Source organism: Pseudarthrobacter sp. B4EP4b, assembly GCF_006680095.1.
Lineage (GTDB): Bacteria > Actinomycetota > Actinomycetes > Actinomycetales > Micrococcaceae > Arthrobacter.
This window is the reverse complement of record NZ_VHIJ01000001.1, coordinates 152871-172556: the sequence shown is the minus strand read 5'-3', so window position 1 is coordinate 172556 and position 19686 is coordinate 152871. Positions and strand designations below refer to the sequence as shown.

The following is a 19686-nucleotide window of genomic DNA, read 5'->3' as shown; positions in this document are numbered from 1 at the left end:
GGGAGGTTCCCGCCGTCGTCCGCCCGCCATTGCAACGCGGAGTCACTTCCGGCCCAAAATCCAGCGATTATTGGGCCGAAAGTGACCCCGCGTCTGTTTTCCGGGGTGGGCCATTAGCGGATGTCGCCCGCCATTGCATGCCGGAAGCTAAGCAGCCACCTCCGACGGCACGACGCTGCAGTCCGCCGTCGTGCCTGCGAGCTGGGGTGCCCACCCGTCCATTCCCTGCAGGTAGTCCCTGGCCGTGTAGTTGCCCGCCTCAGTCCCGGGCAACTGCGGACGGTCGGCAGTCACCTGCGCGCCGGGGCCGCGGTTGTTGTACTCGTGGAACCGCGCCTCGCGCCAGGAGAAGCCGCTCATGTCCGTCCACGGCGTGCCGGAGATGTGGGCACCAAGCCAGGAATCCCGGATCAGGACCTGGGCAACAGCTTTCGGGTCGCCGCTGGGGTGCCACGGCCTGCCGAGGTGGACAGTGTTTGCGGCGGCATCCGAGACGAGCCGGCAACGGTCAAAGAGGTAGCCGTAGTTGATGGACAGGTCCAGGCTGCCTGCTGTCACGTAGCCGTTGTTCGTGCTCGAGGAGCGGTCCAGGGACTTAATCTCGCAGCCGCTGAAGACGGCCGTCCCGCGGCCGAAGATGAAGTCAACGTCCCCTTCCACATAGCAGCCCTCGAAGTAGAACCGGGCCTGGACGCCCGCCGCCGGGGAATTGACCAGCAGGGTGTCCTGGTTGCCCAGCATCCTGACGTTGGACAGCACCGAACGGTCCGCAGTGATGTGCAGCGCCACGGCCTGGCGGTCCTTCATCCCCATGTTGGCGGCCTCGTCGAAATCGTTGCTGAACGTCAGGTTCCGGGCCACGAAGTCCGGCCCGTCAATCCGCACGGACGCGCTGCCGGAGGTGCCGAAGTTGCCGCTGCCGTCCGGCTTGGGCGTGCCGGACGCGTTGTTGCAGACGAGCACCACGTCCTCCGGCCGGCTGCCCAGGCCGATGAACGAGATCCGGGGTTTGTCGGATGGCACCCGCACGGCTTCCCGGTAGGTGCCGGGCTGGATCCTGATGACGGTCCGCTGGAGGCTCCCCGAGGGGACGGAGTCGACGGCAGACTGAATGGTCGCGAACGTCCTGCCGGGTCCGACGTCGAGCGTCACCGGTACATCCACGGGCCGCTCGGCGGGCCAGTACATGCCCAGCAGGGGATCGGCGCCGGCGTCGATATTCAGGAAGTAGCCCGGCGGGACGATCTCCTTGGACTGCAGTTCGCGGGCCACGAGGCGGGCCACCGCCAGCGCTCCGGCGGCCTGGAAATGGGTGTTGTCCTCCGAGCCTTGCGGGTACTGCGGGTGCTCGCCCGGAGCCAGGTGAAGGAAGTGCTGCTTGGTCCCTTCCGGGCCCAGTTGCTGCCACAGCTGCTTCGAGGACACCGTAAGGTCCACCAGCGGAGTGCCCGACGCCGCGGCGAGTTCCCGCACAGCCTGCGGGTACGCGCCATGGGAATCCTGGGCGTTGCCGAAGGAATCGAAGCGGCGGCGTTCCACGGAGGTCACCAGGACAGGCTTGCCCCCGCGTGCCCTGGCGCCCTCGATGTACCGGCCCAGGTACTCCTTGAAAGTGGTGTCCGGGAGCGTTCCACGGTTGGGGTCCGCCACTTTTTCGTCGTTGTGGCCGAAGGAAATCAGCAGGTAGTCGCCCGGCTGCATCAGTGCCAGCACCGGGTCCAGCAGCCCTGCATCGGCGAAGCTCTTGGAGGAGGCGCCGGACCAGGCGTAGTCAAAGACGGTGGCCTGCGGCCCCAGCAGGAGCGGCAGGGCCTGTCCCCATCCGGCGCGGGGGCGTTCGGACTGCTGGTAGGCCGACGACGTCGAGTCCCCCACGACGAAAATGACCGGCTTGGTGCGTGGCTTGGTGGGGTCCGGCTCTGCTTGGGGGAAGGCGCTGGCTATGCCCGTTCCCGAGAGGGCCATGGTTCCTGCGGTGAACGCCAGGGTGGCCAGGACGCTGCGGCGGCTGGGCAGGATGGCGGCCATCAGAGGTTTCCGCCGGCAGTGAAGATGGGGCCGGTGGAGTTCTTGAGCAGCGCCGGGACGGCCTGGGCCGGGTGGACCTGGGACCGGTGGAGTGGTGTCCAGGAGGTGTCCTCGGCCAGCTGGTCCGCGGGCGCGGCAGCGGCGTTGTACTCGGCGCGAAGATCGGTGATTTTGCCGTTGACGGCGTTCGCGATGGTGGTGATTGCGGTTCCCTTGAAGCGCCGGATGAGGTCCGCGGCGTCGGTTCCGGCCGGAAGCGTGAAGGCGTTTGCCTCGGCGTAGAGGTGGGAGTCGAATCCGGCCCCGAGGGCGTACTCGAAGGGGACGGTGCTGCCCTCGTTGACCTTGAAGTGGTTGTTGTAGACGTCCACTTGGCCGAACCGGACGCGCGGGGCGCGCTGGCCGACGTTTTCGAAGACGTTGTGGTGGATGGTGACACGCAGCTTGCCGGGATCCCCGCGGTTGGCCGAGTCGGTGGAGCCGATCAGGAGCAGCTTGTCGTGGTCGGAGAACCGGTTGTAGGACATGGTCACCAGATCCGAGCCGTTGGTGACGTCCACGGCGCCGTCGTGCACCTGGTAGGGGCGGCCGAAGTAGAGCGGCTGGGAGCTGTCCAGGTTGGGGGCGTCGGTGAATTCGGAGTGGTCGATCCAGACGTGGGTGGCTTTGTTGATGACCTGGAGCAGGTCGTATTCGCTGTTCCAGTTGCCCTCGGCGCCGTCGGTGGGGTCCCAGGCCGGGAAGCAGTCCGCGGCGTCCCGCACAGTGAGGTTGCGGACGATCACGTTGGTGGCGCCGTTGACGCGGAGCGCGGCGCCGGTGATGCTGCTCTCCGGGGTTGCGCCGACGATGGTGGTGTTGCTGGGGATGTCCCACCGGATGGTCTTGGCCTGGTTTGCTGCGGCGAGGCGTCTGGCGCTTTCCTGCGGGCCGGCGGGCTCCTTGGTGCGGCCGTAGGTTGCGGGGTCGAAGTCCTGAAGGTACTGCTCCAGCCTGAAGCCGGTGCCTGCGGCGTAGTCTTCGCAGGTCAGCGGGTTCCCGTCCGCGGCGGTGTTGGCGTCGATGGTTCCGTGGACGCGGACGATCTTGGGCTGGGTGCCGGCGGTGGCGAAGGCGGCCAGCAGTTCGGCCTTGGTGGAGACGTCATAAACGTTGTCGTCTGCCGCCGCTGAGCCTCCCGTGGTTCCGGTTCCCTCGGATGCCCAGCCGTCGCCTGGGGAAAGTACCTGGCGCTCCAGCGGGGTTTGGGCGGTCTGGGCGACAGGGTCCGCCACCGGGTTGGGGGATGCTCCGGCAGGTGCCGAGATGGCCAGTGCCCCTGCTACTGCAATGGCTGCGGACATGGATAAGTGGGTACTGCGTTTTCGCATGTTCTCTCTTCCGTCTTTGGAATGAACTGCGCTTCGGCCGGGTCCACTGTGACGCCGGTCATTTGTGAGCGCTGACAAGGACAATAGCGAGAAAGCGGTTTCTCAGCAATACTTGTCTCAGCGAATCCGGACTTAATCTGCATGCAAAAGGGGAATTGGTCCCTCCCGGTTTACCTGCCAGCAATCAGGATGTCCGCCTTCGTTCTCCTGCCACCAGCAGTCTTTTCACGCACCCTTTTGCCCGGCACACCCCTGCCGGGCGAACATCCCCGAGGTACCAGGAGTACTCCGTGTTCGTGAAAAGCACCCTCGCTGCCGTCGCCGTGTTTGCCTCCCTGGCCGGCACCGCAGTGGCACCTGCCCAGGCCGAGGCACCCCAGCCGGCTCCCGTCGTCGTCGGCCAGCCGGTGGCCCAGGCGCATGCGCACAACGACTATGAGCATGACCGTCCCTTGTTCGAAGCGCTGGAGCACGGCTTCACGAGCGTTGAAGCGGACGTGTGGCTGGTGGACGGTGAGCTGCGCGTGGCCCACGATCTGGAAGATGCCAAGCAGGGCGTCACGCTCGAAAGCCTCTATCTCGACCCGCTGCAGGACCTGGTCCGCAGCCAACCGGGCCACGGCGTCTACCCGCACTGGGACGGCAGCCTGCAACTCCTGATCGACATCAAAAGCGAGGGTGAGGCCACCTACGCCGCCATTGAGCAGGAACTGGCCGAGCACCGCGACATCATGAGCCGCTACACCAGCGGCAACGTCAAGACCGGCCCGGTCGCCGCCGTCATCAGCGGCAACCGTCCGCTGGCCACCATGCAGGCACAGGAGAAGCGGTTTAGCTTCTACGACGGCCGCTCCGCCGACCTCACTTCGGGCATGCCCGCTGGGCTCATGCCGCTGGTCAGCGACAACTGGACCAAGCTCTTCACCTGGCAGGGCGTCGGGCCCATGCCCGAAGCGGAGCGCACCAAGCTGCACGCCTACGTTGCCGAGGCGCACGCCAACGGCTACCGCGTCCGCTTCTGGGCCACCCCGGACATGCCCGGCGCAGCCCGGGACGCTGTGTGGACCGAACTGGCCGATGCCGGCGTGGACCACATCAACACCGACGACCTCACCGGTTTGCAGCAGTTCCTCACCGCCCGCGCGGCCTGAGCCCTTCCCCGAGACAGGAACCTTTCGGATGCCTTCACACACCATGAAAATTACGACGGCGGCGCTCACCCTGGCGCTCGGCCTCCTCGTGTCCCAGCCCGCCACAGCCGCCGACAGCACCGGCCAGGCCTTCACCTTCGGCGTCATCGGCGACATCCCGTACGGCGCAGCCGAAATCGCAAAGTTCCCGGGCCGGATCCAAGACATCAACGCCGACAAGGACCTGAAGTTCGTCACCCATGTGGGCGATATCAAAAACGGCTCGTCGGTCTGCTCCGACGAATACTTCGCCAACATCCGGGCCCAGTTCGACACCTTCGAGCACCCGCTGGTTTACACCCCCGGCGACAACGAGTGGGTGGATTGCCACCGCACCAACAACGGCGCCTACAACCCGCTGGAGCGGCTGGACAAGCTGCGGGAAGTGTTCTTCACCGAGCCCGGCAAGACGCTGGGCGCCACCATGCCCGTCAAGACCCAGGAGAGCCTCGGGCTGCCGGAGAACGTCCGCTTTACCGAAAACCGGGTGGCCTTCTCCGTGGTGGATATCCAGGGCAGCAACAACTCCCTGCAGCCGTGGACCGGGCTGGGCGAAACCACCGCCACCGCAGAGCAGCTGGATGAGGTGCAGCACCGAACGGACGCCGTCATCGCCCAGATCCACGAGACGTTCGCAGACGCGGAGCGCCGCAACGACCGGGCCGTGGTGCTGATGACCCAGGCCGACATGTTCGATCCGTCGCTGCTTGCCGCGGCAACCGCCAACCCGGAAACGGTCTCCGGATTCCGCGAGATCGTCAAGACCATCATCGAGGAAACCAACAGCTTCGACGCCCCGGTCTACCTCATCAACGGCGACAGCCACGTCTTCGCCGAGAACCAGCCGCTGGCCGAGGGCTCTCCCTGGCTGGATGTCTACGGCCAGCCCGCCGCGGACAACCTGCAGCGCATCACCGTGGACGGCTCCGCCAACGCCACGAACTATGTGCGGTTCACGGTGGCCGGCAACAGCACCGGCGGCGAGGTCCTGAGCTGGGAGAAGGTCCCCTTCAGCCAGTAGGCACCAAAGGGCAGCGGACGACGGCGGGAGGCTACCGCCGTCGTCCGCTTCCTTTTGTATGGAGGAGGTGGGGCGGCCCTTCGGCCGCCCCGCCTCCCTCGCGCTAACCTCGTCCTGCGCCCGTCTTTCGGGTTGCTGTTGCGAAGGCATGCAGGACTGGGCCTCACGCATGCCGGAACTGCATCCGGCGGTCAATAAATCAATCAGCCACGTTTGCCGTTTCGGCCGCGGGTGGCTACCGTTGGGACCGGTGGGTTGGCAGCGGATGTTGCAGCGCTGTCTCCCGGAGAAGCTGCAGCCGCAGGGCCCGGGCAGTTTCCATATGCTTCCTGGCAATTTTGCCGGCGGCGTCGCTGTCCTGTTGTTCGATGGCCTGGATCAGCGCTTCGTGCTCGTCAAGGGACTCCGTCCACCGGTTTCCGGTAGACAGCGTGGACCGTGGTGCGTGGATGAGGTGCGTGGACAGGCGGTCCAGCAGGTCCTCCAGGACACCATTGTGGGCGGAACTCCAGACTGCGGCATGGAACTCCAGGTTTGTGGTGATTCTGGTCTGGTCATCCGGATCCTCGAGCTGCCGGTCCCGGTGAAGAAGGGCCTCAAGCCTCATGAGGTCCGGGAACTGGCGGGACCTGGCCGCTTGCCGGGCAGCTTCCTCTTCGAGAAGTATCCGCATGTCATAAATCTGGATGACCTGTTGCGGGTCAACCTGGGGAACCTGCAGCCCCCTGGCCACTCTCTCAAGGAGACGCTCCTGCTGGAGGCGGGACAGCGCCTCCCGGACGGGGGTCCGGGAGACGCCGAAGCGTTCGGCAAGTGATGTTTCACGGATGGCCGTGCCGGGCTGGTGGACTCCGGACAGGATCTCGCCCCGCAATGTCAGGAAGATGGTCTCGCCATCCACTCGTGGGGTTGATGCTGTATCCGTCACTTGACTGGTCCTTGAAGAATATGGGCTGTGCTTCGTACTCGTAGCGCAGGGGCGGCGGGTTCGAAGCAAACTTTACGCCAGGGTCCCCGCCCGTCGCCCGAACACGCAGCCGGCAGCAAGCCCGCTGCCACCTGGATAGTTGGCGCTGAACAGGCCGCCGAGCATTTCGCCCGCCACATACAGGCCCTGGATGTGCTTTCCCTGGCCGTCCAGAACCCTGCCGTGCGTGTCCGATTTGATGCCGCCGAACGTGAAGGTGATTCCGCAGGTGACGCCGTAGGCGTAAAAGGGCCCGGTTTCGATGGGTGCCGCCCAGTTGCTCTTCACCGGCTCTGTGGTGGCGGAGCGCCCGTCTTTGACGTTGGGATCGAAAGCGATGCTGCGGTCGATTGAGTTGTTGAAGTCGCTGACAGTCTTTGACAGCTTTTCGGGATCGACGCCGATCCTGGCTGCCAGTTCTTCCAGTGTGTCCGCCACCTCCACTGAGATGCCGGGCATGTCGTACTCTTCGGTGCGCAGCATGGGGCGAAGGGTTGCATCAAAAATCTGGTAGGCCACTGATCCGGGCTGCTTCAGGATCTCCTTGCCGTACTTCGCGTAGGTGTAATTCCGGAAGTCCGCGCCTTCATCCAGGAACCGCTCGCCGTTGGTGTTGACGATGATTCCGAACGGGTAGCTCTGGCGGGTCAAGCGGTTGGTGAGTTCGCGGTTGCTCTCGTTGGTGGCGGTGAAGGCATCCCACTGGACGCTGTGGCACGTTCCCCAGTCACCTCCACGGGCTGCACCGATCTCAAGGGCAGCGGCGATCATTTCGCCCGTGTTGTTCGGTGTTCCCCTGACTTTGGCGTTTTCCCAGCCTTCGCCCAGGTGCTCCCTGCGCAATTGAGGATCGGCTTCGAAACCTCCTGCTGTGAGAATGGCGGATTCGGCGCGCAATGTCAGTTCGCCCGCAGGTGAATCTGCGACGACGCCAACAACGCGTCCATCCTCGACGACGAGGCTTTTGGCTGCATGGCTGTAACGGACATCGATCCCCAACTCGGCCGCTACCCGCGTGTGGTCCGCGATCAGTCCTTCGCCTCCGCCGACGTTGCCCACGTGGAGCCCGCCCCAGAACAGGTAGGAGCCATCGGGCCGTTCGAAGGCCTGGCGTTCATACATCAGGCGGTATTTCAGGCCCAGGCTGTTGAGCCAGCGGAGCGTGGGCTGGGATTCCTCAACCAGAACCTTCGTCAGGCCAGGGTCGTTCCGGCCTTCCGTCACCTTGGCGAGGTCCGCGGCGTATTCCTCGGCCGAATATGGCGGCACTTCAGTGCGGCCGTGCCGCTCGTCCCGTTCCACCCAGTCCGCCAAATCCGAGAGGCCATCGTGGGCGATGCGGGTGGCGCCGGCGGTGTAGAAGCTGTTGCCGCCGGCCAGGTCTTCGCTGCCTTTTTCGAGCAGCACCACTTTCCGCCCGCGGACTGCCGCTGCATGCGCTGCAGTAAATCCTGCGTTGCCGCCGCCAACCACAATGACGTCAACAGCCTCCATGCCTTGGGGCCGCGACCCATTTCCGATAGACATTCCTTGTCCTTCCGTTGATGTTGGATTCGACTGTATACAAGCGTATGCAAAAGAACAAGAGCCGTTTTTTCTGCTGGTCGCTTGCCAGTGAGTGGCATCACAGGTATAAATGTATTCCGCTGTGTACAGACGTATCCGGATGGATGCGAACGTGCTTCGCTTACTGCTGGCCCGGCCCGGCAATACCTTCGCACCGCCCAACAATGTCGTTACGGAACGAGAACTATGAAAAATCCCCTACGCAATGCCGTGTTCGGCCTGGTCGTTGCTGTTGTGGCCGCCCTTGCGTTCATCAGTGCCGGTGCTGCCGGCGGATCGAGTACGGCCCGAAACAAGCTCACCCTGATCGCGCCGGCAGCACCCGGTGGCGGCTGGGACGGTTTTGCCCGTGAAGGCCAGCAGTCGCTCAAGAGCGGCGGCGTGGTCAACAACCCGCAGGTGGTCAACGTGCCAGGAGCGGGCGGCACGATCGGCTTGAGCCAGTTCGTGCAGACGCCCGGGCGCGAGGATGCCCTTCTGGTGACGGGCGGGGTGATGGTGGGCGCCATCGAACTCGGTGACAATCCGGAGTCCATGGCCGACGTTGTTCCCATCGCCCGGATGGCCGACGACTACGCGGCCCTGGTTGTTCCTGCCGACTCCACGTTCCAGACGTTGAATGACTTCCTGGACGCCTGGAAAAAAGATCCGGGAGGAACCTCGATCGGAGGCGGATCCCTGGGATCCATCGACCACCTTCTGAGCGCGATGGTGGCCAAAACCGTCGGGATCGATCCGAGGGACGTTAACTACATCGCCTATTCCGGAGGCGGCGAGGCACTGACCTCCCTGCTGTCCCACACCACGGCCGCCGGCATGTCCGGCTACAACGAGGTCAGGGACCAGATCGAGGCGGGAACCTTGCGGGCCCTTGCCATTTCATCGCCTGAGCGGCTCGAAGGCGTGGCCGTTCCCACCTTCAAGGAACAGGGAGTGGACGCGGCAATGTCCAACTGGCGGGGTTTCGTTGCCGCCCCCGGAACCACCGAAGAAACGAAAGCTGAATTCATCAAAATCATCACCGAGATGCGCAGCACCAAGCACTGGCAGGAAGCCCTGAAGCGCAACAGCTGGACGGACACATTCTCCACCGGTGAAGAATTCGAGCAGTTCATCACCACCGAAGTTGCAACGGCCCAAGAAATCGTAAAGGACCTCGGCCTATGAGCATCACCCAGCACCAACCAGAAGCAGGATCCACCACGGGGCCTGACGGCAAACAGAAGCCCCCTTTCAGGACCGGCCGCAGCGAATTTGTGGTCGTAGCCGTGCTCTACGCAATTGCCGTCTTCCTCACCATCGGCACCGCCACCATGAACGTGCAGGGAAAATCTGCTCCGGGACCGCAGTTCTTCCCCATCCTGGTATGCGTTGTCCTGTACCTGGCCGCTACGTTGCTGGCCATCCACATCCTCCGCACACCGAACGTTCCGGACAACACCGTCCACCCCGGACACGGCCAGTTCTCCGCTGACATGCTGCACGACCTCGGCCACCTGGGGAAGGAAGAAGACGCAGCCTACGAAGGTGCGCCGTCGCAAACACCAGGCAAGACCTGGAAGACCTATTCCGATTGGCGCACAATTGCCCTGCTGGTCGGGGCCGTCGTGGCCTTTGTCCTGGTGCTGGAACCGCTGGGCTGGGTCATCAGTGCCGCAGCCCTGTTCTGGCTGGTCGCCTATGCCCTTGGCAGCCGCCGCCCCGTCTTCGACGCCGGTGTAGGCCTGCTCTTTTCATCAATCATCCAACTGGCCTTCGGCGCCGCGCTGGGCCTCAGCCTGCCCTCCGGCCTGATGGGAGCGATCCTCTAATGGAACAACTCGAACTCCTCATGGGCGGCTTCGCCCACGCCCTGACCCCCATGAACCTCCTCTGGGTGCTGATCGGCGCACTCCTTGGCACCGCCGTCGGCGTCGTCCCGGGGCTGGGCTCCGCCATGGCAGTGGCGCTGCTGCTGCCCATCACTTTTTCACTTGAGCCCACCGCGGCCTTCATTATGTTCGCCGGCATTTATTTCGGCGGACTCTTCGGCGACTCCACCTCCGGGATCCTGCTCAACACCCCAGGCCATTCCTCCGCTATCGCCTCCACGTTCGAGGGCCACCGCATGGCCAAAAGCGGACAGGCTGCCAAGGCTTTGGCCACCTGCGCAATCGGCGCGTTCATCGGTGGGCTGATTGCCACAACCCTCGTGGTGTTCTTCGCTCCCACGCTGGTCAAGATGGCTACCGTCTTCGGCCCGGCCGAGTACTTCGCCCTGGCAGTATTCGCCTTCCTGGCCATCTCCGCCGTTGTGTCCGAATCCGTGATCCGCGGCGTCGCAGCCCTTGGAATCGGCCTCGCCCTTGCCCTCGTCGGGATTGACGGCCCCAGCGGCACCGCCCGGTTCACCCTGGGCACGCCCCAGCTTTTCGACGGGATCTCCGTCATCGTCATCACGGTCGGGCTCCTGGCCCTTGGCGAGGTCTTCCATATCGCCTCCCGCATCCACCGCGACCCCGTGGCCACCCGAATCCATACCAAGGGCCGTGCCCGGTTGGGCCTGGCCGACTTCAGGAAGGCGCTGCCCGCGTGGCTGCGCGGCACGGCGTTCGGTGTCCCATTCGGGCTGATCCCGGCTGGCGGTGCAGAAGTGCCCACCTTCCTGGCCTATGGAACCGAAAAACAGTTGGCCAAACGTCGGAACGATCCGGAGTTCGGCACCACCGGCTCCATCCGCGGCCTTGCCGCGCCCGAAGCTGCCGCGAACGCCACCGCCGGCACTGCCATGGGTGCGCTGCTCGCCCTGGGACTGCCGGTATCAGCCACGGCCGCCATCATGCTTGCCGCGTTCCAGCAGTACGGGATGCAGCCGGGACCGCTGCTCTTCGAGCGAAGCGGTGACCTGGTCTGGGCCCTGTTGGCCTCATTGTTCATCGGCCTGGTCATCCTGGTGATGATCAACATTCCGTTCGCCTCCGTCTGGGCCAGGCTGTTGAGCATCCCCAAGCATTACCTTTACGCCGGCATCACGGTCTTTTCCATGCTCGGCGTCTACGCAGTAAGCTCGGCAATCCTCGACCTCTGGCTGCTCATCGCCATCGGCCTCATCGGATTCCTGATGCGCCGGTACAACATCCCCCTGGCGCCGGTACTGATCGCCGTGATTCTCGGACCCATGGCAGAAACCGAACTGCGCCGTGCCCTGGCAGTCTCCGAGGGGGACCTGGGCATCCTGGTGGACAGCCCCATCACCATCACCCTCTACCTGGTCCTGGCCGCCGCACTTGCCCTCAGCGCTGTCCAGCACCTGCGGCACCGGGCCAGCCGCAAGGCCTGACTACCCAGACGAAAAGCAAAGCGGACGACGGCGGGAGGCTCCCGCCGTCGTCCGCTTCCTTTGTCATTGTCTAGAACTCGGTAGTCCCGCGCATTTTCCGGGGGCGGCCGTCCGGGTCTATCAGGAGGCGGTTGACGGGATTCGCCCAGATGCGCTGGAACCGCGGCACTCCTTGCGGATTGTGCCGCCGCACTTGTCCCCGGGGGCGGTCGGAGCCGCGTCCGGTTTTGTGCCACTGGTCCAGGGCGTCGGCGGTGGCGTTCCACAGGCCGAGCCCGGCTGCCGGATCGTTGAGCTGGGGGTCATTCCGGTCCAGGCCCAGGTGTTCGGCCCAGAGCTGGCGCCGGAGGGAGTGGGCCAGCGAACGGGAAGCGTCAGAACCGGCGCTGGTGTCGATCACTGCGCAGGTAAGTTCGCTGTCCGTGGTCCAGGAGCGGCGGTTGAAGTTGTCCGACCCGATGGTGAACCAGGTGTCATCGATGATGCAGATCTTGGCGTGGACATAGATGGGAGTCCCGGCCTTGTTCTCCAGGTTGAACACGCCGAACCGGTCCGGGGCAACGCGGCGCATCCGTTCGATGGCGCGCAGCTGCCCCACCCGCTTGGGCGGGCCTCCGAGGCGGCCGTCCGAGTCCGGGTAGCGGGGCACGACGGCGATCACGTTCAACTCCCGGTTCTGTTCGAGGGCCGCAGCGATTCCGTCGGCCACCTCGGAGGACCACAGGTACTGGTCCTCGATGTAGATCAGCGAGCGGGCCTGCGCGAAGGCCTTGGTGTAGGCCCGGGCAACGCTCCGCTCACCGCCGGGGGCGAACGGGAACGGCGGGTGCTTCACGCCGTAGGTGCGCAGCAGCTGCACGGCGTGCGGGCCCGCCGGCGGCGGTGGCGGCGCTGTCTCCGGCAGGGGTTCGGGGTGCCGCGGCATGTCGGCCAGGCGCTGCAGCAGCATCCGGTACGGTGTGCGCCGGTCCAGGGGATGGGGGTCATTCCACCTTTCGGCGAACAGCTCCAGCACATCCGCCACCACCGGCCCGCGCAGTTCCATTGCGGCATCGTGCCACGGGGGCTGTTTTCCGTACCGGGGATCCATGTCCACGGCCTGCGGGTCTCCCGCGTGATCGGCGTCGTCCCGGCGGCCGTGCGAGAGGTCGATCCCGCCTACGAACGCCACGTCCTTTGAGGCGTCGTCGCGGCGGCGGATGACCACCAGTTTCTGGTGATGGCAGCCGAAGAGGCGCACCCGCTGATCCAACAGGACTTCACCGCCGGCGTCATTGATCTGGCGGCTGAGGAGCTCGTTGGACCGGTTGCTCATCGGGGCCGAGATGCGCTCGCCATGGGACCTCCAGATCAGCCCGCGCACCTCCACCCCCGCTTCCGCCAACTGCGCCAGCAGCTCACCGATCGTGGGTCCGTCCGCGGTGAGCCGCTCGTCGCCGTCACCACGCCAGTCGGTAAACCACACACGGTCTCCGGCCTGCAGGGCCGTCAGCTCCTCATGCAGCCGGGCGAAATAGGTGGCCCCGTGAATCAGGGGCCGCACCAGGTTTCCCTCGGACCAGGACTGCGATCCGCCATCTCCGGCGTGCACGCCGGTGGCCGTGTTCCCCCGCTCAGCGCCACTCAAGAACCAGGTACCAGGATTACTGTCCACTCGATGTTCCCTTCGGGCCCGAAGCCTGCGTTGGTGTTCAACCTCTTCAGTAGCCTACGACGGCGTAGAGCAATGTCATCGGGTTGGACTCGTCGGCAGGCGCCATCTACCAAAGCCGGGCCCGTAAAATGGCGCCATGGTGACAACAGTTCCGCGGCCTGCGGGATGAAGACCGCTGGCGGCCGGCTGCTGGCAGGACTGGAACTTGACCGCGCCGCCGCCCAACCCCTGCACCAGCAGTTGTACGCCCAACTTCGCACCCAGATCCTGGCAGGTTCGTTGCCGAGCGGGACCCGCCTGCCCTCCACCCGCACACTCGTCGCGGATTTGGGAGTCTCGCGGATCACTATTGTGTCGGCATTCGAGCAGCTCACCGCCGAGGGCTTCCTGCGCTCCCGCGCGGGAGACGGCACGTATGTGGACACCTTGTGGAGCGATACTGCGCCGCAGAGGCCGATGCCCCGGCCGCCATTGTCCGAACGTGGTGCCGCCACGTCTTCGCGGGGAACCAGCCTGTTCACCGAGGCTCCACACTCGTGGGCGCCGGCGGAGATTGAATCGTTCGTTGCCAGCCAGGTGGCCTCCTCGGCGTTCCCCGCGGCTACCTGGAAGCGTCTGCTGGGCCGCCATTCCGGACGCACTGACCCGCTTGCCATCGGCTACGGCGACCCGCATGGTTTCCGGCCTCTCCGGGAAGCGATCGCGGACTATGTCAACGATGTCAGGGGCCTCGGGTGCACGGCAGACCAGATTGTGGTCACCTCCGGTGCCCAGCAGGCGTTCAACGTGCTGGCTGTCCTGTTGCTCGACGCCGGCGATCCCGTCATCGTCGAGGATCCGGGGCACATCTCGGGACGGCTCGCCTTCCAGTCCCAGGGCTGCCCCCTCCGAGGAGTCCCGGTGGACGACGAGGGTGCGGTCCTCCCGGACGAGCAGGACGATGTGCCCCCGGCCCGCCTGGCCTGTCTGACTCCCGCCCGGCAGCATCCGCTCGGCATCAGTATGAGCCTGGCGCGCAGGGCGGAGTGGATCGCCTGGGCCCAGCGAAACGGGAGCTGGGTGGTCGAGGACGACTGCGACAGCGAGTTGCGCTACCGCGGGAAACTTCTGCCGACGCTGTTCGGCCTCGACCTGAGCCGGCAGGTAATCACCGTGGGCTCCTTCAGCAAAGTGCTCGCGCCATCGATCCGCCTTGGGTACTGCGTGCTGCCGGAGGACCTGGTGGAACCGTTCGCCTCCGCGTCGTCGATCATCGGACGGCCGCCGGCGATGGTGCTCCAGGCGGCACTCACGGACTTCCTGTCCGAGGGGCACCTGCACGCCCATCTCCGCCGCACTCGGCGACTCTACGCGGCACGGCAGGATGCCTTGCTCGAGGCGCTGGACCAACAGTTGAGCCACCGGATTTCAGCCGCTCCGGTCGACGCCGGCCTGCACGTCATGGGTTGGCTCAGGGAGCCTGCCGACGATATCGAGGTGGCGCGGGGACTGGCCGCAGGCGGCGTGTACACCTACCCCCTGGGCGAGTACCGGCTCACGCGGCAGCTTCCCTCCGCCCTGCTGATCGGGTTCGCCGGCACGTCGGAGGAACATATGCCGCGGGCTGTAGGCAGGATGGCCGCCGCCTGGGACCGGTGGGAGAGAGCCGCCGCGGGTTCCTGAATGGACTTAACAATCAGGCGCATAATGGATCTTTTTCGTTATCCATTACACGCGTAGAAATGAGGAGTGACATTCGCCACCACCCCTGACATTCCTCCCGAGGAGCCCATGATGCCCCCTGCTGACGCCCGATTCCAGGCGCTCCTGACACCACGCCTCAACGAAGAGGACATGGAGTCCATGCCCCGCCTCACCGACGAGCTGGCCCGGACCCTGATCGACCGGATTGACCGCGCCCCGCTGTTCGCCCACGCCTACGCCCTTCTGGGCAACCTGACTTATGGCGGGTATGGGCCCGATGACGTGCTCGACTTCGCACATCGGCATGGCTTGAAGGGCGCCTGCATCCACCTCCTCGACGGCGAGGAGCGAAGCCTGGGCCGGATGAGCGACGACAGGCTCCACCAGTTCGCGGACCGCGCACGCCGCCTGGGCCTGGCCATCCATCTTGAGATCAGCACTACGCTGCGCCGGGACGTGGACGAGGTGGTACGCATTGCCGGTGTCCTCGGCGTCGAGAATATCCGTGTCTACTCACGTTTCGAAGGCACGCTGTCCGAGGTTCTAGCCCTCATCGAGAGCGACCTGAACCGGCTTGCGGCGCTCGCAGACGAGCACGATCTGCACTTCTCCTTTGAGCAGCACGAGGAACTTCGCTCCACCGAGATCGCAGAGCTGCTGCGCCGGGTCTCCCATCCGCGGCTGCACGCCATGTTCGATTTCGGGAACATGATTAATGCCTGTGAGCGTCCGATGGCCGCCCTCGCCGCGCTCGCGCCGCACATCCGGCAGGCACACCTCAAAGGGGTGCACGTCCTGCCCGAGGGGGACGGATTCGGACACCGCGGCGTGCTGCAGGGAAGCGCTGAGGACGACTTGCCCAATGCACGCATGCTCTTCGAACTCCTGATGCTCGGCGGGGACCAGCCCCAGGTCATCGCCCTGGCCCTCGAACAGGAGAATCTCTACTACGCTCCCGCCTTCCGCCATGCCGGTGAGGGGGAGGACCCCTTTATCCCGTACCGGGACCTGAGCACCACCGGTATCCCGGAGGGCTGGACCCGGGATGCACTGCTGGCTGCAGAACCGTTCTGGGCCGACAACCAAGTGGCCTATGTGAAGGGCCTGCTCTCCTCGCTGCGCGACATCGCCGTCGCACAGCTCGACACCACAACCTCCCTGGCAGGTGCACGATGACTACGACAGCCAACACTCCCGAGAAGACGGCCAGCGGTATCAACTGGAGCAAATGGATCCGCTTCGCCCTGCTCGTCATGGCTGGCGGCACGATCTACAAGCTCGCCAACCTCAAGGATGCGTTCTACGTCCCGATGCAGGAAGCGATGGGCCTCAGTCACACTGAGATCGGCACGCTACTGAGCGTCAACTCGATGGTTGCCACAGCGCTCTTTATCGTCGGCGGCTACCTCGCCGACCGGTTCTCCACCCGGATCCTCATCCCGCTCGGTCTGGTGGGCACAGGTGCTCTTGGTTTGTTCCTCAGCACCTTCCCGGGCTTCAACACGCTTCTTCTCCTGTTCGCGCTGCTGGCCGTCTGTTCAGACTGCCTGGTGTGGCCAGCGCTGCTGAAGAGCATTCGCCAGCTCGGTGGTTCAAAGGAACAAGGACGCCTCTTTGGCCTGCTCGAGGGCGGCCGCGGCGTGGTGGACACTGTGGTGGCCTTCTCCGCGCTGGGAATCTTCGTACTGCTCGGATCCGGAACCGGCGGATTCCGTGCAGCCATCGCCTTCTACGCCATCATCGACGTTGTGGTCGGCGTACTGCTGTTCCTGCTGCTTCGCAGCCAGCCGAGTGAAAGCCCTGCCCCGGTGAAGCAGAAGGCCGGCCTTGCCGAGATCTGGCGCGCGGCCAAGCTGCCGCAGCTGTGGTGGGTCAGCTTCACGGTCTTCATGGTGTACGTCGTTTACTGTGGGCTCACCTACTTCATCCCCTACCTGACGTACGTTTACGGGCTCCCCGTCGCGCTGGTGGGCGCCTATGGAATCATCAACCAGTACGGCCTGAAGATCCTCGGCGGCCCCATCGGCGGCGTCCTCGCTGACAAGGTGTTCAAGGGTGCGAGCCGGTACCTCCGCCTGGCCTTCCTGGGCCTGATCCCGGTGGTGGCGGTGCTGCTGCTCCTCCCGGCCGATCCGCGCAGCCAGATCCCGGCCATGATCGTGACCCTGCTGTTCTCCCTGATCGTCTTCACCATGCGTGGCGTGTTCTGGGCGCGATGGACGAGGTGGGGATTCCTGAAGAGACCAGTGGCACCGCATTCGGTATCGCGTGCCTGGTGGGCTACGCACCCGGAATGTTCGCCTTCATCGTTTACGGCGCGATCCTCGACGCGAACCCGGGAGCCGGCGGCTACCACATCGTGTTCATTGTGCTCGCGGCGCTCGCCCTCGTGGGAGCGGCCGTCTCCAGCGGGCTGGTGCGGGCCGCGCGGGCCCGGCGGGCACTGGCCGAGGTTTGACCCTCACCTCTACCGCGCGCTGAAAGAAGCGGACGACGACGGGACCTCCCGCCGTCGTCCGCTTCACTTGGGTCAATTGTCCAGCAGTGCGCCGCTCGCCCAGCGCCGGACTGACAGCTTCTCCGCCGCGTCGAATTCCAGCAACGCCACGCGGCAGAGTTCTTCCACATTGTCAGTCCATGCTGCCGCCAACTCCTCCGGTGTCGCCTGATCGTGGAGTTGGAAGTTGGCGTAAGCGAGACCCTGCAGGACAAAACTGACCGCACTACGGGAGACCGGCTGGCCTGCATTGACACAGTCATCCCGCACCTGCCGGGACAGTTCCGTGCGGTTGAGCGGCGGATGCTCCCGCAACCGCTCCACCATGGCCTCAAAGATCTGCCGAAACTGGGCTTCCGAGAGCGCCGGCACATCCGTCACCCGAGTGACCCGCTCCTCGACACCCGGCTGCGCATCGGCTGGCAGGGGAAGGTCCTCATTGGAGAACCGCTTCGAGTCCCAGACCCAGCCGCCTTGTGCCGCTGAATACTCGACGTTCTTGCCGATCTGGGAAACCCATGTCCCAAACTTTCCGAAGCCACCCCAGTCCGTCTTCAAAGAAGGATCGGCAGTGAGCGCCCGGTGGGCCACCATGGCGCCAACAACCGGTCCGGGTGCCGTGCGGACAAACTCCGCTACCTCACGGATCGCGGGGGAGTGGGCTTTGGTCTTTGCCTTGGTTGCGGCAGGTGCCTGGGGTTGCTGCACGGAAGCTGCTGCCCGGACGGGTTCAGAGGTTGTGCCGTTGAGGATCGAGACAAAATCGTGGGACTCCACCACGTGGTCTGCCATCTCCCTGTAGGCGAAAGCCACCGCCCCGGCCGCGATGACCGTGGTCATCCTGTCGGCAGCGCGGAACCGCTGGATCAGGGATGTGAAGTCGGCATCGGCGGAGGCGATAAAGAATTCCTCGATTCCACCGCCACCGGAGAGTGCGTCCATGGCGTCGAGCACCAGGTTGATGTCCGTGCTGCTCTTGCCCCGCTGGGTGAGGGAGGGGCAGTCGATGACGCGGAATCCGGCGCGGGTCCAATACGTGCGGTACTTCGAATACACCATGGGGTTCAGGTAGCAGTTGCGGATCAGGAAGCGCCGGGCACCCTCACCGGGACCTCCTGCAGACAAGGCATCAGCCCAATGTTTGGGGTCTTCCGCAAACCGCTTCGCCGCCTGTGGATCCAAAGCCTGAAGGCCGGTGAAGACGTTGTCGAAATCAACAAACATCGCCGCGCGGATGCCAGGTCGGCGGGAAGGTGTGAGTGCCGCATTCATTGGGACAGTGTGCCAGCAAGCGTGCCCGCCCGCTTCCCCCTTTGAGCGCGACACGCGAGCGCACGGCGGCTGGAGGTCCCGTCGTCGTCCGCTCTAGTTGTACTGGGGGCCTGGCTGTTCACAACTGAAGGTCACGCCATCCAACTATTGGGTAGGTGTCAGTTTCCAGCCGGCCGGTGAGGACGAAAAAATTCCTGTAGCAGGCCGAGGGAGCAGAAAATGACGTCTCCGCAACTCTTCCCTTTTTTCTAATTAGATTCTACCGTCGGCCGCATTCCTTGGAAAAAAATCAAAAATGCTTCCTGGTCAAATTGAAAAAGGCCGAACCCCCTGCTCAGGCGCGGCGAACGGCTTCGCTGCTGCGGTGTAGCGCCAGTTTCGCAGGACTGGCTTAAAAAATAAAAGTAGGTATGGTACTGGGTAACGCAAGCAAAGAAAGGCGTGATTCCGATGTCCGGAAAATCCCCCAAAAGCGGCGCTGCTAAAAAAGCCGGCAAGTCAATTCTCGAAAAAAGGGCCGACAAAAGGGCCAAAAGCGAGAATAGCGAACTTAATTTCGCAAAGCCGCGCAAAAGCCAACGCTAAATAGCCCGCGGGCAGCCGGACAAGGGACTCCTAGCCCGAACGGCTGCCCGCGTCCCCGCGGCGGTCAGGCGCCGCACACCGGATCGAGCGTCAAGGACAACACGATGAACACTTCCTTCACGGCCTTGGTGGTCCCGGCCCCGCTGGTCCACCCCGTGCACATCCTGCCCGTGGAGTTGAACCGGGCAGCGCTGCTGCGGGTGGCGGCGGGGGACATTGGGCACATCGCCGGGACGGGCTGGCATGCCTACCTGGACAGCGAGGGGACCAAATACGCCGAGAACCTCCGGGCGGAAGTCCTGATCCGCGAGGCCGGCGTTGATGTGGACGCGACAATCCACGGGACCGCCCTGTTCCTGGGCCAGGCGGAGTCAGGGGAGCACGCCGACGCTCCGCGCCACCTGATCCGGCTTGCCGAGCAGCTGTTCGACATGCCTTTGGCCGCCTAGCCGGAATGGTTTTGGAGGGCGCAATGGAGGGCCCTACCAGAGGCAGCGGACGACGGCGGGAGGCTCCGCCGTCGTCCGCTGCCGC

The 19686-nt window shown here is 64.8% G+C and carries 15 protein-coding genes and 1 pseudogene; 9 read left to right on the top strand and 7 right to left on the bottom strand.

Going from position 1 to position 19686, the window contains the following annotated elements; all coding sequences use genetic code 11:
* Positions 1-147: 147 nt before the first annotated feature.
* Both FNL14_RS00865 and FNL14_RS00860 read right to left on the bottom strand, forming a co-directional pair.
* Positions 148-2028 carry a pectinesterase family protein gene (locus FNL14_RS00865; RefSeq protein WP_142056824.1) on the bottom strand — a complete coding sequence of 627 codons (1881 nt, stop codon included), beginning with the start codon at positions 2026-2028 and terminating at the stop codon, positions 148-150.
* The gene (locus FNL14_RS00860) at positions 2028-3371 is read right to left on the bottom strand and encodes a polysaccharide lyase family 1 protein (RefSeq protein ID WP_255470651.1); all 1344 of its coding nucleotides are present in this window, start codon (positions 3369-3371) and stop codon (positions 2028-2030) included. The genes FNL14_RS00865 and FNL14_RS00860 overlap by 1 nt, the downstream gene beginning before the upstream one ends.
* Before the next feature lie 317 nt (positions 3372-3688).
* Here FNL14_RS00860 and FNL14_RS00855 point away from each other — a divergent pair, with 317 nt between their 5' ends.
* Both FNL14_RS00855 and FNL14_RS00850 read left to right on the top strand, forming a co-directional pair.
* Entirely contained in the window at positions 3689-4549 is an 861-nt protein-coding gene (locus FNL14_RS00855; RefSeq protein ID WP_142056821.1) for a phosphatidylinositol-specific phospholipase C/glycerophosphodiester phosphodiesterase family protein, read from the top strand.
* A gap of 28 nt (positions 4550-4577) precedes the next feature.
* Positions 4578-5609, top strand: a complete 1032-nt coding sequence (locus tag FNL14_RS00850; protein ID WP_142056819.1) for a metallophosphoesterase — start codon at positions 4578-4580, stop codon at positions 5607-5609.
* Positions 5610-5844: 235 nt separating this feature from the next.
* Here the strand turns inward: FNL14_RS00850 and FNL14_RS00845 are convergent, their stop codons facing one another.
* On the bottom strand, positions 5845-6537 hold the full coding sequence (locus FNL14_RS00845) for a GntR family transcriptional regulator (RefSeq protein WP_142056817.1): 693 nt from the start codon (positions 6535-6537) through the stop codon (positions 5845-5847).
* Positions 6538-6609: 72 nt separating this feature from the next.
* Complete coding sequence (gene tcuA / locus FNL14_RS00840) at positions 6610-8103, bottom strand: FAD-dependent tricarballylate dehydrogenase TcuA (protein ID WP_220126141.1); 1494 nt, start codon at positions 8101-8103, stop codon at positions 6610-6612.
* Positions 8104-8328: 225 nt separating this feature from the next.
* On the opposite strand from tcuA, the gene FNL14_RS00835 reads away from it, so the two are divergent.
* The 3 genes from FNL14_RS00835 to FNL14_RS00825 are packed head-to-tail and all read left to right on the top strand — an operon-like array spanning position 8329 to position 11461.
* A complete protein-coding gene (locus FNL14_RS00835; RefSeq protein ID WP_142056815.1) occupies positions 8329-9309 on the top strand; it encodes a tripartite tricarboxylate transporter substrate binding protein in 981 nt (326 codons plus the stop codon).
* Complete coding sequence (locus tag FNL14_RS00830; protein ID WP_142056813.1) at positions 9306-9953, top strand: tripartite tricarboxylate transporter TctB family protein; 648 nt, start codon at positions 9306-9308, stop codon at positions 9951-9953. Before FNL14_RS00835 ends, FNL14_RS00830 begins: the two co-directional genes overlap by 4 nt.
* Entirely contained in the window at positions 9953-11461 is a 1509-nt protein-coding gene (locus FNL14_RS00825; RefSeq protein ID WP_142056811.1) for a tripartite tricarboxylate transporter permease, read from the top strand. Before FNL14_RS00830 ends, FNL14_RS00825 begins: the two co-directional genes overlap by 1 nt.
* A gap of 70 nt (positions 11462-11531) precedes the next feature.
* Here FNL14_RS00825 and FNL14_RS00820 read toward each other — a convergent pair whose 3' ends face one another.
* Positions 11532-13115: a phospholipase D-like domain-containing protein gene (locus FNL14_RS00820; RefSeq protein WP_142056809.1), complete on the bottom strand. Its 1584-nt coding sequence runs from the start codon at positions 13113-13115 to the stop codon at positions 11532-11534.
* A gap of 165 nt (positions 13116-13280) precedes the next feature.
* On the opposite strand from FNL14_RS00820, the gene FNL14_RS00815 reads away from it, so the two are divergent.
* From FNL14_RS00815 to FNL14_RS23555, 3 genes and pseudogenes are all read left to right on the top strand, one after another.
* Entirely contained in the window at positions 13281-14777 is a 1497-nt protein-coding gene (locus FNL14_RS00815) for a PLP-dependent aminotransferase family protein (protein ID WP_181762499.1), read from the top strand.
* 66 nt (positions 14778-14843) lie between these two features.
* Positions 14844-15974, top strand: coding sequence for a sugar phosphate isomerase/epimerase (locus FNL14_RS00810; protein ID WP_220126140.1), 1131 nt, complete (start codon positions 14844-14846; stop codon positions 15972-15974).
* Positions 15971-16990, top strand: a pseudogene (locus FNL14_RS23555) (MFS transporter); the annotation flags it as partial. The gene FNL14_RS00810 and the pseudogene FNL14_RS23555, both read left to right, overlap by 4 nt.
* Positions 16991-17328: 338 nt before the next feature.
* On the opposite strand, the gene FNL14_RS00800 reads toward FNL14_RS23555, so the two are convergent.
* Positions 17329-18567 (bottom strand): NYN domain-containing protein, encoded by a 1239-nt coding sequence (locus FNL14_RS00800; RefSeq protein WP_142056805.1) that lies wholly within the window; start codon positions 18565-18567, stop codon positions 17329-17331.
* Positions 18568-18815: 248 nt separating this feature from the next.
* A complete protein-coding gene (locus FNL14_RS23170) occupies positions 18816-19139 on the bottom strand; it encodes a hypothetical protein (protein ID WP_181762498.1) in 324 nt (107 codons plus the stop codon).
* A 117-nt stretch (positions 19140-19256) separates the two neighbouring features.
* Here FNL14_RS23170 and FNL14_RS00795 point away from each other — a divergent pair, with 117 nt between their 5' ends.
* Positions 19257-19601, top strand: a complete 345-nt coding sequence (locus tag FNL14_RS00795) for a hypothetical protein (protein ID WP_142056803.1) — start codon at positions 19257-19259, stop codon at positions 19599-19601.
* Positions 19602-19686 lie beyond the last annotated feature (85 nt).